Genomic DNA, 15,723 nt, shown 5'->3' on the forward strand with positions numbered 1-15,723 from the left:
TACTGACTGATTCTTTGCCAGAGCAATTCGACTATTTGACTGTGTAAGTCGGCAACGACCCGAACTTATTTGATAGGGATTTACAGGTAACAAATGTTATGAATAAAAAGCATCAAGTTAGCGTAGCCGTCTTGATGCGTGTCGCCAGCGACTGCAAGTCAGTCCCCCTAAGCGCGCCTTCCACCAGCTCAGGCAATTTCTGCGGCGTGCAGCCAAAGCAGGGAATTCCCAGACTAGCTAGCTTTTTAGCTAGCCCTTCGTCGTAACTGGGAATGCCACTATCAGACAGGGCGAGAAGGCACAGCACACGAACTCCGGATTCGACCATCTCACTCAGCCGACGCACTAACTGCGCTTCGTTGCCACCCTCGTATAGGTCGGTTAGAAGGATAAAGAGCGTCTCGCCTGGTTCGGTGATGAATTGCTGGCAATAGGCCACTGACTGATTGATATCCGTACCGCCTCCCAGTTGAACTCCGAACAACATATCGACCGGGTCATCGCCACATTGTTCGGTTAAATCGACTACCTCAGTATCGAACGCCACGACATGCGTCTTAAGCGCTGGCAGGCTGGCGAAGATTGAGCCAACCACCGCGCCGTAGACAACCGATTCAGCCATTGAACCACTTTGATCCATGTCGACAATGACCGTCCAATTGTTCGTGCGCTGGGCTCTTGAATAGAAATAGACGCGTTCGGGAATCAAAAGCCCGAGTTCGGCGTTGTAATTCTTGAGATTGCGCCCGATTGTCCATTTCCAGTCGATGCTATTCACATGGGGAATTGGCGAGTGTTCGTTGCGGTTGAGTGCGCCAAGTACCGCCTGTCGTATTTTCTGTTCGAGCGAAAGCTTGATCTTGTCGACTACGGCCCGCACAACCATCCGAGCCGTCTCTTTTGTGCGTTCCGGGATTTGACCTTTTAGCGCCATCAGTGTGCCCACTAACTGGACATTCGGTTGGACATTCTTGAGCATCTCGGGCTCAAATAACAACTGCGTCATTCCTTTACGCTCAATCGCGTCTTGTTGGATAACGGTGACGACATCTTCTGTGAAATATGTGCGGACGTCCCCTAGCCATTTTGCCAACCTAGGGGCCGACTTCTCGAGACCGGCGCCCCGAGACGAAGATTGTTCCGCATCCGTTTCATCGTAAATCGCCGCAAGCGCTTCATCCATTAGCAGTTGATCGGCACTGAGTGCCAGCCCTCCCGAGCTGTAGTCGGAGAGTTGATCTTGAGAGTCCTTGCCTAGAATCAAACGCCAACGGCGAAGTTGAGCGTCATCGATCGCTTTTTCATTCGTCATAACAATCGCCTGATTATTGATTTGCCGATGGTTAGAACTCAGAGATCATCAAAATCAAACTCGTTCAAATCGTCGATGGCCTGTTCCTCATCCTCCAAAAGGGGTTGCGATAGCACTTCGCTGGTCAGGTCTCCACCGACTCCCCAACATTCGCCAAGATTCTCGGAGATCGATCGTTTCTCCTGCGGGCTGAAGCTGCCAAACGCTCTGCGCAGAAAAACCAACGCCCGTGAAAACTGTTCGTCGTCCAACGACTTGACGTAGTCAGCCAGTTGTTCCCATAAAACTTGGCGTGCCAGCAGAGCATAGCGATTCCTGCCGGAAAGGCCTTCAAACCATCCGGCTCCCAAGTCGGCTTCGATTCCAGGAGATAAACGACGCGAAACTTCGCGACCGAGTTGCTCGTTAGTGATCTCGTTGCGTTCCAGCAATATTGCACAAGCGTAACCCGAAAGCAGCGGGTTGTGATCGTCAGCGTCTGAAAGGTTGTGTAATTGCGCGATCCAAGCAGGTTCGTCAACTTGGTCGTGGTACTCCAAGGCGACTTTATTCAAAGCGTCCATGCCACTTGCGATTGGCTTTGCTGCGTCGTTGCCACAATTCGTCGCGTGGAACAGTCCCAGCGTGCCTTGTACGAATAGTGCTTCGATCAAGGGCACCAGAGGCTTCGGATCGAACTGACGCACATCCCCATAGCGGACCACGACTGAAAGCTCCTGAGCCGCCTGCGCAATCGACGGAAACGCCGAAGTATCTGCTGACAGTCTTTGCAAAACGCCGCGTGCTTGGTCCATCGCACGCATCATCCCGCATTCGCACGCTAAGCGGACCATTGAACCAGCGGCACCGATAGTCGTGCATTTTTCCAATTCTGTTTTGAACTTAAAAGCTGCTGCCAATTCGACGGTTTCTCCCAATAGAACGGCTTCGACAAGGCCGATTTCTGCTCCGGGCGTCCAGTGCAAGTGCCAACGTTCGCGCCAGGTGGTTGATTCTTGCTTGTCTGGCTGAGGCGCGGCAAACGAAACCTCCAGCAAGGACAGACGATTAAGGAACGAAGATCGGCTCAAGTCCAGAAACGCGGCCGCTTCGGTTTTCGCCCGTCGGTTCTCGCGTAGATCGAGTGCCAGCTCTTGTTTCACGCCTTCGCGATATTTCGTTAGTTTCAGCCTCTCTAGTTCTCGGTCAAAATCTTCTTGTATTGAGGTCTGACTGACCCCCTTGGGTAATCGTCCGATGGCGGTACCGACTTCCACGCGTGCTAGCGACTCTTGCACGACCGAGCGTTCACCGTGTCCTATCAGTGTGATCGCCGCGTCCTGTAAGTCTCGCAAAGTGGGAGCTAATCCCTCCTTAAGGGCCGAAAGTGTTTTGGCTAAGCGCACGCCCTCGATGACTTCCGCTGTCGAACGGGACGTTCCGGCCTTGCGGAGGTGTCGTGTAACCAACGAGAGGTAACGCGCCGGCAATTGTGACAATTCGTCGGCCTCAATGGCCTCCCACAGCAACTCGAAGTAGGCGGGAGCGCGATTGCCAGCGCCGTAGCCCGACTGCGAGGAAAGCTTGAAATACGAGTAGGGCATCAACGTGAGCTTGCTCGCCAAAGAGCTGAGCGATTCCAGCTCGCTGTCTGTCATGGCAGGCTCGCCATCGTTTAGTACCGGCGCATGAAATGCGCCTACGATCGCCACGACTTTCTCGGCAGGGCAACCGCTGGCAAGGACATGCTGAATCCGTCGCCGCATGTACGCTTCGCGAACAAGATTTTCCGCATGAAAAAAAGGTTCTCGACTGTCGCACTCACGGAGTCCCCGGCCGAATTCAAAGGAGGATTGACGATAGGCATCGGCAGCTCCGTTGTGCTCGAAATTCCGCTCCCAATAGCTTTCGTAGTCGTGTTCGCCGACTAGTTCCGCCATTCGTGCATACATCGCCCACGACGCCTCGGGAGCGCTGTTGTCGCCAAGCGTCTCGCCATTTGCATCTTCAACAGGAGGTTCGTCAGGCCTTCTTTCTCCTTCTTCCTCTTCGGCAGCTATCTCGGCCTGTAACTCTGCCAGCCGCCTTTCCTCCTCGTTTGCTTGCAACGCTAAGAATTTGTCGGATGGCAAGTCAAAGAATTCGACACGTGCCTTGTTTTCCTTAGACCAGGCAATTGCCTGATACTCGGGACTATACTTTGCCAACGGATAAACGAGCGTACGAACCGGCACTTCTTGGGTATATGCAAGAATTGCAATTGGCGGCTGCGTTCCCTTGCGAACGATGTCCGAGATCAAGTAGGTCGCATCCTCCAAGCCTTCCACCAACACGACCCGAGGTTGCACTTCGTCCAAGAACCGGCGCAGCTGCCAAGCTCCCATCGGTGACAGATGGCGAACTCCAAACGTTGGCACCATGGTTTCTGTCGTTTTAGGCATTCTGGTCCGAACAGGCGTTGAACAGTGGCCGCCAGCTCGCCCCTCGTTTTTTCATGACGTTTTTCAGATACTCAGACCAAACGACATGATCTTTTTCTTCGTCTTTTACAACTGAGCCCTGTAATGCAGCCGCGATATCTTCGTCGGTGATGGTCCCTGAGCCGAAGTTGCCGGCGAGCGCCATGCTGTTGGCTAGAAGCGAAATGGCTTCTGCTGTCGATAGTACACCGGATGGCGATTTCACTTTATTTTTGCCATCAAGGGTCTGCCCCGATCGCAACTCGCGGAAGATGGTCACAACCTTTTCTACCGCATCCTCAGTGGGCACTTCAGCCTGGAGGTCAAGATTCGATGCTAGTTGCTCAACGCGGCTAGTCACAATTTGAATTTCTGTTTCGATGCTGGCCGGAGACGGAAGCACGACAAGATTGAAACGTCGCTTGAGCGCTGCCGACATGTCGTTGACTCCCCGATCGCGGGTGTTAGCCGTTGCGATGACCGAAAAACCTTTTTGGGCGGGGATTTCTTTTTCGAGTTCGGGAAGCGAAAGTCGTTTCTCGGAAAGCAGCGAAATCATCGCGTCCTGTACTTCCGAAGCACAACGCGTGATCTCTTCAAAACGAGCGAGTGATCCTTCTTCCATGGCGCGATAAACCGGACTTTTGATCAATGCCTGATCGCTGGGACCGCTGGCAATGAGCATCGCGTAGTTCCAGGTATATCGAATCTGCTCTTCGGTTGTGCCGGCCGTGCCCTGCACCACTTTTGTTGAGTCGCCGTTGATGGCAGCTGCCAGGTGCTCTGACAGCCAGGACTTGGCGGTCCCTGGCTCGCCAATCAAAAGCAATGCGCGATCGGTGATCAAGGTAGAAATTGCGATCTCGACCAAACGCTGATTGCCGACGTACTTGGGAGTAATCGCCAACTTGCCCGAATTGCCACCGCAGATGTAAGTCAATACCGCCCGAGGCGACATACGCCAACCCGTGGGCTTTTCGTGCATATCGTTCTTGATTAGCTCGTCGATTTCTTCTGCGAAAAGGATCTCAGCAGGTTGCCGAAGCATTTTGCCATTGGATTCTTGAGTCATCTTCGGAGCCTGTTTTTTTGCCATGGTACAGTTACCTTGTTTTCTGCTTCAGTGTGACCAGATGCGGCGTGATTTGGTCGATATACGATTCAGACAATCCCTCAAGAGCAGATTCTACCTTCTTGGTTGCTGATTTAGGGAGTTTAGAGATTAGCGGGAACAACCAATAAGAGATTCCGTAGTGGTTGTTCTTCTTTTTAGACGCAGCGATGATCGTTGCCAGCAAAAGTTCGGGGGCTTGTTTGTGCTTCATCTCGATCAACTTTTCAAGGGCGTGCGTACTTTCCCAGCCATCGAGCTTATGGCCTCGGCTTTGCACCCAGCTGACCAGAAAGTCGCCCGCTGTTTTGTGCTTGGCATTGGCCAAACGGCAAACAACCTCCACGTCTTCTGTCTCGATGGCCAAATCAATCCAGCGTGGGTCCCACTTGGCCTTACTAAGCATTTCTTTGTTGACATCGCCGCCATGGCATTCCAGGAAATATCCATATGTGTGGTCACGCGAATCACTCCCCAACAGAGAAGCAACGATTTCTCGCTGACCTTTCTTTGATCTGCGGCTGCCTTTAGTGCCATCGTAGTACCCTCGCAACTCATCGAATGCCTGCTTCGGCGTACGCGTGACCAACACTGCGACCACCGACGATAGGAAAGCATTCGTAGCTTCGTCATCCAATGTTGAGTGGATGTCGGCAACCACCAGTAACAGCTTCTTGTCGCCAGTAGATACCATCACTGAACAGAGGCTTTCCAATAGGGTATCGCCACCGATAATTGCGGTGAGCTTTTCACGACCGTTGAACAGGCCTAGTAGCATGTCACTCGTCGATTTCTCATTTCGGCCATAAAAACAGCTTATTAGAACGTCTAATCGATTGACGAGGCTTTCACGTTTCTTTTTTTCTTTCGCCTTGAGCAGATCGTCGAAACAGGTCTTAGTTTGCTGCTGGGCGATCGCCAATATTCTGGTGTTGCGGGTTTCACGGATTGGTTTCACAACCAAATCAACATCCCCGCTGCAAATCGCCTGTTCAAATACGTTGTCGACCTCCTTGCCCTTGAAAAGCGACAGGCGATCCAAGACTACACGACGAACGTCCTTCGCTTTCGCTTTTATTTGATCAAGCAAATGCGGCAGATCTTTCTTCGAGTCACCCAAGCAACAGAGTGCTGCAATCTTCATTTCCTTCGAGCCCGAGTCGAAGGCTGCTTCGACAATTGGTCGCGCAGTCTCGGGATCGAGTTGATACAGTAACTTCAGACGCCTCACGTTACCCGCTCTGCCCTTGATGTCGATTCGATCTTTGATTTCGGGGAGAATTGCTGGCCCATACTTGGGCAGAACCTTCTCTGCGACAAAATCCGCAAGCTCGGGGTAAACGTCGTTCAAGGCGTTGATGGCTGGATTGATTAGCCTCAAGTCATTGAAAGCACCGCGATCAAACGCTTCTTGCACTGTTTCCAATCGACCAGAACCCGTGGTGCTTAGGGCTTCGAGCAGTGGTTTCAGTACGCGAGACGAAACCTGTGTTGTGCTGATTCCTACTTCCAGGGACTCGATCGCTTTGGTCGCTCCCTTCACACCCGTGGCGCCCTGCGTATACAAGATCGCCAGCAGGAGTGAGCTCAAATCTAATAATGCTTGAGGCGAATTCTTTTCATCGCCGTCAACCAGTTGCTCGATGCTGTCAGCGACTTTCGTGAACACCGGAGCCTTATTGCTCGACTTTCGCAAAGGTTCTACCAGCTTCTTCAGGCGAAAATCGCCAACCGCCAAATTGCTGCCGGCAATCGTGAGGCGTCGCGTTTCGTCGTAAACCTGATTCAGTACTGCAATGCTCATGGTTCTACTGTCTCTTATGGCCGTTCACCCATGCGGTGATATTCGTCACTGAAACTCTCACAATGTCAGTCGGTAAATCTGTGACTTGGTAATAATGCTCAGTGGTTTCACCTTGAGCGTGTGAGAATCGAGATCATGATGAAATCTGGCAATCAAGGTCTGGTCTTTGTGCATTTCTTTTGGCAACAACCATAATAAGTGACAACTGGGCGGCTCTTCGGACAACCCAGACTCGGTAAACGCAATTCGATCCCCTTGTGTATCTTCCACGACCAGCTTGTTACCAACAGTTGCTATTTGCGAATAACTCAGGGCCGCAATGGGGCGCTTGTTAGCCAGTGGCGACTTCAAATCACCTTTGATCTGTTTTACCAAAGCGGCAAAAGTCCTTTGGCCATGGCAGCGGATAGCCTGCAAGTCTTTGCCGTCAATTTGCCGTGTTGTTGCCGCATCCCAACGCACACGCGGATTCACTTTCCCTGGGTAGCGACACAGCTCTGGCACTTGTCTTACTTGGAAAAAGCTGTCCTCACTCTTGATATATTTTACCGCTTTATACGGGCGAAATGTCTGAGTTAACTGGATGACACCAGTTGCAAGATTCATCCAAACGCCCGTGTCAACGAACTCGCGCCGCGCCACGTCGTCGTATGAATTAAATGCTAACTGAATGAGCTCGACGTTTGATTCGACGAGGCCCGCCGTCTTCAATTCGCTCAACTGCCACGCATGCCCCAACCACTCCGCAATGGGCGTGTCTATTTCTGGAGCAAGTTCCGCGTCCGCCAGTCGCTCGGAGAGGTACTTGCGACCCTGTTTCACCAAGGCATTTAACTGAGTGAGTTGGGCCATCGCTTCGCTATAGACTCGCTCGCGATTCTTGGCGGATATTTCGGCATCGAAGTACCAGTCATCTTCGACAAACAACTTCGTGTAGTTGTGGAGTGCAGACTGTGCGCCGGGCAGGTATGCATTGCCGAGTTGCTTGGCTTGGTCTTCGATTTGCCGCGCGAGCTTGGCATTCATGTTGCCCATGCCGGCGCGGACTAGATCGTGCGTTAGCTGTTCGAGCAAATCAAGGCCTTTTAGCTTTGCGGCGATCTTCTTTTTGAGTGCCGCCTTGTTAATCTTCTTGGGCTTCGTAGCTTGCTCTTGTCGTTTCTGCACCCGCTGCTGCGCCTTGGCTCGTTTCTCTGCAATATCTTCGGGGATTCCTGCCGCTTTGAACTTTTTGCCGTCTGCATACGCGTACATCAAACCCAGACAGTGCTTGCAAGGAAATTGACGGCTCGGGCAGGAGCATCGGTAGACGGGCTTTGCAGGATCGAGGAAGTCACACGAACACACATAGTTGGATTGGCCACTCCCCGAGCACTCACCAAAGATTAGTGTGTCGTCTTTGCTTTTATGAAGTTCGACGAACTTGCCTTTTACCAACAATCCGCGGCCATTCTTAATAGCGTTGCTGTTGGGAGCTTCTCCGTCGATAAAATCTTCATTGATCTCAATCACAGTGCACCTAGACTATTCGCAAGACTACAACTCAAGCCCGAGCGGGAGGCAATAGCGTTAATAGATTGTATTGAGAAAACTAGCCTGGGCAAAGAGGAAAGACTCGCCCAGAGAGTGAGTAGAGAGTTGGCTGCTAGTTCAGTTTCTCGGAACTTGGCAGGAGCCGCCTCTGTAGAAACTACCGGCCGTGGTCATCATGTCGTAGAAACCAAAATAGCGTGGGCCACTAATCAAACACCCTTGTAAGTCAGCAATGGACTCAATTCTCGGATAACCCGAGTAAGGTCTCGCTGGGCTTTCATAACTTGCCTGATGTCCTTGTAAGCTGCCGGTGCCTCGTCACGCAGTTTCGTGGTCCGTCGATGGTCGTACCACAGTCCCCCAACCTGTCGAGCAAACTCTTTGCCACCAATTTTCTGTCGTGCCTCAGTGCGACTGAGCTGACGGCCTGCTCCATGCGAACAAGTCGTAAGGGCATCTCTGCAGCCCCTGCCCAGGGTATGGAAACTGGCTGCTCCCATTGAACCTGGAACAATCCCTGGTTCGTTTGCTATAGCAGACTGTGCTCCTTTCCGATGTATCCATCGCCATTCACCGTCGTGCACCTCGCGCTGCACATGATTGTGGTCGCAGTGAATTAGGGAATCCCAGTCTGCTTTGATACCAAATAGTGTGTCCAAGAGCTGAGTAACCGCTGCCATCATGGCAAGGCGATTCTCAGCAGCGTACTTACGAGCCCATTGGACATCAGATAGGTAGGCTTGACCTTGCCCCTCAGCCGTATCTAGCCATTTGAGGCCAGATTCTCCAGTGTTAGCGCTTCTCATGTGACGTTCCATGACCGCTTGCCCGATTGCGCGTGAGCCGCTGTGGATCATCACCCAAAGTTGGCCGCCCTGATCAGACTGGAGTTCCAGGAAATGATTTCCACGCCCTAACGTCCCTAGCTGCACGCGACCCTCCCTGTCAGCGATTCGCTGCAATCGCGCATCACTTAGCTGCAAGATCTCTAAACTTACTGGAAGTTCGCGCAGCTGTTGATGCTTATTAGCAGGTACACACTCGTAAAGTCCAGCTAGTATCTTTGCCGCCGAATGTTCGTTATCGATGGCAGTTGCCTCAACATCGAAAGAGACCGCGGCCATGCCACACCCAAAATCACCACCTACAGCAGACGGGTAAACGAGATCTTTCGTAGCAACTACGGCGCCGATGCAGACATCTCTGGATAGATGCACGTCAGGCATCAAGGCAACATGCTGAACATCGTCTGAACTGCGCAAGCGATCGACTGACCGTGACACCTCTCGTGAGAGAGGCTCCATTAGCCACGTTGTCAAAGGTGCTAAGTCAGCTTGTGTCATTGCTGCACCTCGTTCGATTTTTCATTGCTGGTGCAATCAGGCCCAATAACGTTAAACACTAATGTAGGTGTTTTCTTGCGAGTGATACTGGCCGCAATCTCATAACGCAGCTGCCCATGCCGAACTGCCAATTGCTGTTCGATTGTGTCGCGATCAAAACCCTCGGGATCACAGTCTGCATAGAGAGTCACTAGTAGCCGGGATGCGTCCGGTGCAGGCACAACGCCAGACACGCGGAGTCCTCGGAGAACGTCGTCACTAATCTCGCCCGACAATACTTGGTCGAGAGTTTCCGCCACCTGGCGGCAAAGTTGCTTAGTCTTACGATCATCTTTCTTGTGGATACGACTTGCTTTGAAGAACTCACGAGGGTCGGTACCATCGTCTTCGTGGATTTCACCACAATGCGCAAGCATCTGCTCACGCGTACGCTTATCAAGCGGCATGTTTGTCTCGCTGATTAGAAATGTGGCTGCGCAACGATTGCGCAGACAGACTGACAAAGAAGAATCAGTAGTGAGCGAGAGCCTGGCCTAGCTGGGACCAGTCGAGCGTCCGAGATGACGCGTAGAGGTCCTCAGCAAGAGCACAAGCTCTGAGGCACAGGGATAGGTAGTATCGATTGCACGGTAGAGTCTCCTATGTGACGACCGGTATGCGCTTGCCGTCGTGATAGTTGCAAGTCACCGGAACTCTGCTGGCAGTGACATGGGACGATTCATTAGACCCACTTGAAGGCTGAAGGTTCACCATCTCCTTAAATAGCGAGATTTTCGTAAAGAGCGATTGACGACCCACACGATAGTGTATAGGTTACACTAACGGAAGGGAGTAGCTGACATGCTTGATGAACTCTACCGACCGCCATTGGCCCTGTTAACCGATCTCTATCAGCTGACGATGGCCTATGGCTATTGGAAATTAGGCCGCGCCGAAGAGGAGGCTGTCTTTCACCTGTTTTTCCGTAAACCGCCGTTTGAGGGAGGTTATGCGGTAGCCGCTGGTCTAGGGCCAGCGCTGGAGTATTTGCAAGCCTATCGGTTTAGCGAGTCTGACATCGAGTATCTCGGTACGCTTACTGGTAACGATGGCGAGCCACTTTTTGAGCCTGAGTTTCTCGGCTACTTAGCAGATCTTCGGCTAACGGTAGACGTCGATGCTATGCCTGAGGGAACGGTAGCATTTGGGCAGGAGCCGCTGCTTCGTGTAAAGGGGCCAATCCTTCAGTGTCAGCTGCTAGAAACGCCGCTGCTGAATATCATCAATTTCCAAACGCTCATAGCGACGAAGGCTTCGCGAATCAGCACTGCGGCTGCTGGTGAACCGATCCTCGAATTCGGTTTGCGACGTGCCCAAGGCATCGATGGAGCGCTGGCAGCCAGCCGAGCGGCTTATGTCGGCGGATGTGCAGCAACATCAAACGTTCTCGCCGGGAAGTTGTACGGCATTCCAGTGAAGGGAACCCATGCCCACAGTTGGGTCATGTCGTTCGACACAGAAGTCGATAGCTTTGAGCGTTACGCTGAGGTAATGCCCAATAACTGCGTCTTCCTGGTCGATACGTACGACACCCTTGAGGGTGTTCAGCAGGCGGTCGAGGTGGGAAGAAAGTTACGCGAGCGTGGCCACGAAATGGTTGGAATTCGCCTAGATTCAGGAGATCTTGCCTACCTGAGTATAGAAGCTCGCAAGATTCTTGATGAAGCTGGTTTTCCGGAAGCAGCCATTGTTGCCTCGAATGATCTCGACGAGCATATCATCGAGAGCCTGAAGAATCAGAGAGCAAAGATCGCTGTCTGGGGAGTGGGCACGAAACTTGTTACGGCTTACGATCAACCCGCTTTGGGAGGTGTCTACAAGCTTGGAGCGTTACGAGATAACGACGGCAAATGGCATCCCAAGATAAAGCTTTCAGAGCAAGTGATTAAGACTTCGATCCCCGGTACTCTTCAGGTGAGGCGTTACGAAGATGCTAACGGCCTCATCGGTGATATGATTTTTGACGAGACAAATGGCATCGATGACCGTGGGATCATTGTTGACGCGAAAGACCCAACGCGTCGCAAAAAGATCGCAAGCAACGCGAATGCTGTCGACCTACTTCGGCCTGCATTCCGTGCAGGCAAAGTAGTGGCAGAGCCGGAGAGCTTGGAAGTTATTCGCCAGCGAATGCACGAGAACATCGAGCGACTCCATCCAACGGTCCGTCGTTTTATGCATCCTCACGAGTACCCAGTTGGGCTGGATGTTGGGCTGCACGAACTGCGAGATGAAATGATACTGCAAGCTAGGCAAGTTCGACTGGAGATGGCCCCATGAAGCTAATCCGCGTGGCTGCAGCCGCACTGAATCAAACGCCGCTTGATTGGGACAACAATACGTCGAACATCCGAGCTGTGATTCACACAGCCCGCTTGCGCGGAGTCAGTGTACTTTGTCTGCCAGAGCTAAGCATTACTGGCTATGGCTGTGAGGACGCTTTTTTCTCTCACGCCGTTCAGCAGTCAGCTCTAGATGTGCTGCAAGAGATTGCGCCACTTACGACGGGTTTGGCTGTCGCCGTTGGGCTGCCGCTGCTGCACGCCGGTGCTCTCTATAACACCTCTGCGCTCTTGGTCGATGGTCAGCTGAAGGGCTTCGCTGCGAAACAGCGACTTGCAGGCGATGGCTTGCATTACGAACCTCGTTGGTTCAAAGCGTGGCCGGCAGATACCGTTGCCTCGATTGCTATCGACGGTGAGAAGTATGCAATCGGTGACCTGCTCTTTGATGTAGGCGGAATCCGAATCGGCTTTGAGATTTGCGAGGACGCTTGGGTTGCTGAGCGCCCTGCCAAAGACCATGCCAAGCTGGCTGCGGACATCATTTTGAACCCTAGTGCTAGCCATTTTGCGTTCGACAAAGCGGCGGTTCGCCAGCGTCTAGTAATCGAAGCATCGCGTGCTTTCGGGGTCACTTATGTTTACAGCAATCTGATTGGCAACGAGGCGGGGCGCATCATTTACGACGGGCAGACGCTTATCGGTACCCATGGCGAATTAGTTGCTCGCGGTTCACGATTTAGCTTTCAGCCGGTGACCGTTTGCGACGCGGTTGTTGATATCGATGCCACGAGAATGCGTCGAGTTCAGTCTAGCAGCTATGAGCCGCAAATCGACGTTGATCAAAATCGCGTAGTTGACGTGAGCTATACGCTCGAAGCTGCAGACCCAGAGGCTGCCAACTTAGATTCAAACACTTGGGAACAAAGTAATTGCTTGCAAGAGGAAGAGTTCACGCGGGCGATCGCTCTAGGGCTCTACGATTATCTTCGCAAAAGCCACTCCAACGGTTTTGTGGTCTCGCTCAGTGGAGGCGCTGATTCAGCTGCTGTGACGTGCCTAGTGGCTCTTATGGTGAAGATTGGCTGCGAAGAAGTAGGGATAGGGGCCTTTGCAGGCAACACTGCATTGAGCAATCAGAATGCACCGACACAGGAAGCACTAGTCCATCAATGGCTCACCACAGTCTACCAGGCAACCAAGAACAGCTCTAAGACAACAAAGAATGCTGCACGCATTCTAGCTGAGGCGGTCTCCGCACACCACTACGAACTCGACGTTGAGGACATTACGGAGAGCTATACGAAGAAGATTGAAGAGGCCTTGAGCCGCGAGCTTACTTGGGAGCAAGACGACATCACACTGCAGAATATTCAAGCTCGGGTCCGTGGACCTGGTGCCTGGATGCTAGCCAACATCAACAATGCGTTGTTGCTCGCCACTAGCAATCGCTCGGAAGCTGCCGTTGGCTATGCGACAATGGACGGAGATACTTGTGGAGGCATTAGCCCGATAGCTGGGATTGATAAAGCTTTTCTGCGCAAGTGGCTGCAGTGGGTAGAACGTGAAGGACCTCAAGGCATTGGGCCCATCCCTGAACTAGCTGCAGTCAATCAGTTGCAACCGACTGCCGAGTTGCGGCCGCAGGAAGCGGGCCAGATAGATGAAGAGGATCTCATGCCTTACGAACTGCTGGATGCGATTGAGCATCAGGCAATTGGAGAGAAACGATCCCCACAGGAGGTCCTCACGGCAGTTTCTGCCGAGTTCGACCAATACACTAGTGAGCAACTGGTAGTTTGGGTTCGCAGGTTTTTCCAGCTCTGGAGTCGAAATCAATGGAAACGGGAGCGGTACGCCCCTTCGTTTCATGTCGACGACAAGAATCTGGATCCAAAGACATGGTGCCGGTTCCCTATTCTCTCGGGCGGTTTCCAACGCGAGCTAGCAAATCTGGAATCGCCCAAATAGCTCGATCCTGCTGTACTTTCCCAAATATTAGCGGAGTAATCGTCAAAGCCCTTGACTTAGTGTAACTATCACACCATAATAGTGTCGATAGGACACTAAGTGACATTGATGTTATCTGGAGCTCAATATGGCCCATGCCTACGAATTCGCCCGCCCTGCCTTGACGGTTGATATCGTCGTGTTCGCACTCGACGAGGAAGACCTGCAAGTCATGCTCATTGAGCGTGACCTAAAGCCCTTCGAGGGCCAATGGGCATTGCCGGGCGGCTTTGTGAGAGTTGACGAAACTTTGGAAGAGGCAGCGCGACGTGAACTGGAAGAAGAGACGGGCCTAAAGGACATCTATTTGGAGCAACTTTACACGTTCGGCGACATCAAGCGTGATCCGAGAGAACGTGTTGTCACCGTGACCTATTACGCCCTGGTCAACTTAGAGGGACATGACGTACAAGCCAGTACAGATGCTCGCAATGCAGCTTGGTTTTCTATGAATGATCTGCCCAAGCTGGCGTTTGATCATAAAACGATTCTTCGTGCGGCCCACGAGCGATTAAGGGGCAAGGTGAGATACCAGCCTATTGGATTCGAACTATTGCCAGAGAAGTTTACTCTCCGACAAATGCAGCATCTCTACGAGGTAATTCTCGATCGCGAATTGGACAAGCGGAACTTTCGCAAGAAGGTGCTCGGGATGGAGATTGTGAAAGAGACCAAAGAGATTGAGAAGGACGTCGCACACCGAGCAGCACGTCTCTACCGGTTCGATAAACGCAGATACGACAAACTTACCAAACAAGGTTTCAACTTCGAGATTTAGTCCCCTAGAAGAATCATGAACCGATATCCGCATATCCTTGGATGCCTACTCGGCACAGCCTTAGGCGACGCCGTTGGGCTTAGGCGTGAGGGTCTTTCTCGAAGGCGCGCGGAGAGGATGTACGGTGGTACCCCTCTGGGACCAGACTTTATTCTTGGTCTCGGCTTTTGCAGTGATGATGCCGAACATACGCAAATGGTTGGCCGAGCGCTCGTGTTGTCAGCTGGGCATGTAGCAAAATTCGAGAAGGAGCTTAGTCGTCAGCTGAAGCGTTGGCTAGTAGCACTTCCCGCTGGCATTGGTTTGGCAACGTTGAGAGCTTGTATCAAGTTGCTATTGGGTTTTGGTCCAAAGCGGAGTGGCGTATTCAGTGCGGGCAACGGTCCCGCAATGCGTACGGCTCTAATCGGCGTCTGGGCAGAGTCTGACGACCAGCTCAAGGAGTTGGTTCGAATCTGCACAAGGCTGACACACACCGACCCAAGAGCTGAAGAAGGTGCGTTACTTGTAGCCAAAGCAGCTCGACTGACAGCCAGCGGGCAATATGTCGAACCGACTGAGTTCCTCAGAGATGCAGTAGGCGAGGTCGAGGGCGAAGAACTTCGTGAAAGCTTACAGATGGCAATTAAGGCGTTGGCTGCTAACAAGGCCCCGAAAGAGTTTGCTGATTCGCTTGGGTGGTCAGAAGGCGTGACTGGATATGTCAATCATTCGGTACCTGCTGCTTTGTACTGTTGGGCAGACTCGCCGAACGACTTTCGACGCTGCGTGGAAAACGCCGTCCTCTTGGGCGGCGATACGGACAGTGTTGCAGCAATTGCTGGAGCCATTTGTGGAGCTAACGTTGGTAGCGAAAACTTGCCACCTGATTGGCTCATTAGCCTAGCTGAGTGGCCTCGCAGCAAAAGCTGGATGCGACAATTGGCTGAAGCGTTGAGCAATGAGGCCAAAGTATGCGAGCTACCAAAGCCACCTGGAATGCGCTGGTTGGCGACCGTCCCAAGAAACTTCGTTTTTGCTGCAATCGTGTTGGTCATCGGGTTTAGGCGATTACTTCCACCGTATTAGAGATT

11 protein-coding genes are annotated in these 15,723 nt (G+C 52.3%); 4 read left to right on the plus strand and 7 right to left on the minus strand.

Annotation, left to right across the window (positions count from 1 at the left end; genetic code table 11):
* Positions 1-112: 112 nt before the first annotated feature.
* The 7 genes from HG15A2_RS11915 to HG15A2_RS11945 form a co-directional block, all read right to left on the minus strand.
* Positions 113-1,312 (minus strand): VWA domain-containing protein, encoded by a 1,200-nt coding sequence (locus HG15A2_RS11915; RefSeq protein ID WP_145060467.1) that lies wholly within the window; start codon positions 1,310-1,312, stop codon positions 113-115.
* 38 nt (positions 1,313-1,350) lie between these two features.
* The gene (locus HG15A2_RS11920; RefSeq protein WP_246117714.1) at positions 1,351-3,732 is read right to left on the minus strand and encodes a DUF5682 family protein; all 2,382 of its coding nucleotides are present in this window, start codon (positions 3,730-3,732) and stop codon (positions 1,351-1,353) included.
* Positions 3,725-4,846, minus strand: a complete 1,122-nt coding sequence (locus HG15A2_RS11925) for an ATP-binding protein (RefSeq protein WP_246117715.1) — start codon at positions 4,844-4,846, stop codon at positions 3,725-3,727. Before HG15A2_RS11925 ends, HG15A2_RS11920 begins: the two co-directional genes overlap by 8 nt.
* A gap of 7 nt (positions 4,847-4,853) precedes the next feature.
* Positions 4,854-6,665, minus strand: a complete 1,812-nt coding sequence (locus HG15A2_RS11930; RefSeq protein WP_145060468.1) for a hypothetical protein — start codon at positions 6,663-6,665, stop codon at positions 4,854-4,856.
* Positions 6,666-6,722: 57 nt separating this feature from the next.
* Positions 6,723-8,177: an SWIM zinc finger family protein gene (locus HG15A2_RS11935; RefSeq protein WP_246117716.1), complete on the minus strand. Its 1,455-nt coding sequence runs from the start codon at positions 8,175-8,177 to the stop codon at positions 6,723-6,725.
* Between the two features lie 230 nt (positions 8,178-8,407).
* Entirely contained in the window at positions 8,408-9,541 is a 1,134-nt protein-coding gene (locus HG15A2_RS11940; protein ID WP_145060469.1) for an RtcB family protein, read from the minus strand.
* Positions 9,538-9,987 (minus strand): ribosome-binding factor A, encoded by a 450-nt coding sequence (locus tag HG15A2_RS11945; protein ID WP_145060470.1) that lies wholly within the window; start codon positions 9,985-9,987, stop codon positions 9,538-9,540. Before HG15A2_RS11945 ends, HG15A2_RS11940 begins: the two co-directional genes overlap by 4 nt.
* A gap of 394 nt (positions 9,988-10,381) precedes the next feature.
* On the opposite strand from HG15A2_RS11945, the gene HG15A2_RS11950 reads away from it, so the two are divergent.
* The 4 genes from HG15A2_RS11950 (at position 10,382) to HG15A2_RS11965 (ending at position 15,718) form a co-directional block, all read left to right on the plus strand.
* The gene (locus HG15A2_RS11950; RefSeq protein WP_145060471.1) at positions 10,382-11,860 is read left to right on the plus strand and encodes a nicotinate phosphoribosyltransferase; all 1,479 of its coding nucleotides are present in this window, start codon (positions 10,382-10,384) and stop codon (positions 11,858-11,860) included.
* On the plus strand, positions 11,857-13,833 hold the full coding sequence (gene nadE / locus HG15A2_RS11955) for an NAD(+) synthase (RefSeq protein WP_145060472.1): 1,977 nt from the start codon (positions 11,857-11,859) through the stop codon (positions 13,831-13,833). Before HG15A2_RS11950 ends, nadE begins: the two co-directional genes overlap by 4 nt.
* A 127-nt stretch (positions 13,834-13,960) precedes the next feature.
* On the plus strand, positions 13,961-14,650 hold the full coding sequence (locus HG15A2_RS11960) for an NUDIX hydrolase (RefSeq protein WP_145060473.1): 690 nt from the start codon (positions 13,961-13,963) through the stop codon (positions 14,648-14,650).
* A gap of 15 nt (positions 14,651-14,665) precedes the next feature.
* The gene (locus tag HG15A2_RS11965) at positions 14,666-15,718 is read left to right on the plus strand and encodes an ADP-ribosylglycohydrolase family protein (RefSeq protein ID WP_145060474.1); all 1,053 of its coding nucleotides are present in this window, start codon (positions 14,666-14,668) and stop codon (positions 15,716-15,718) included.
* Positions 15,719-15,723: the final 5 nt, after the last annotated feature.

Origin of the sequence: Adhaeretor mobilis, assembly GCF_007741515.1 — a bacterium.
Classification (GTDB): domain Bacteria; phylum Planctomycetota; class Planctomycetia; order Pirellulales; family Lacipirellulaceae; genus Adhaeretor; species Adhaeretor mobilis.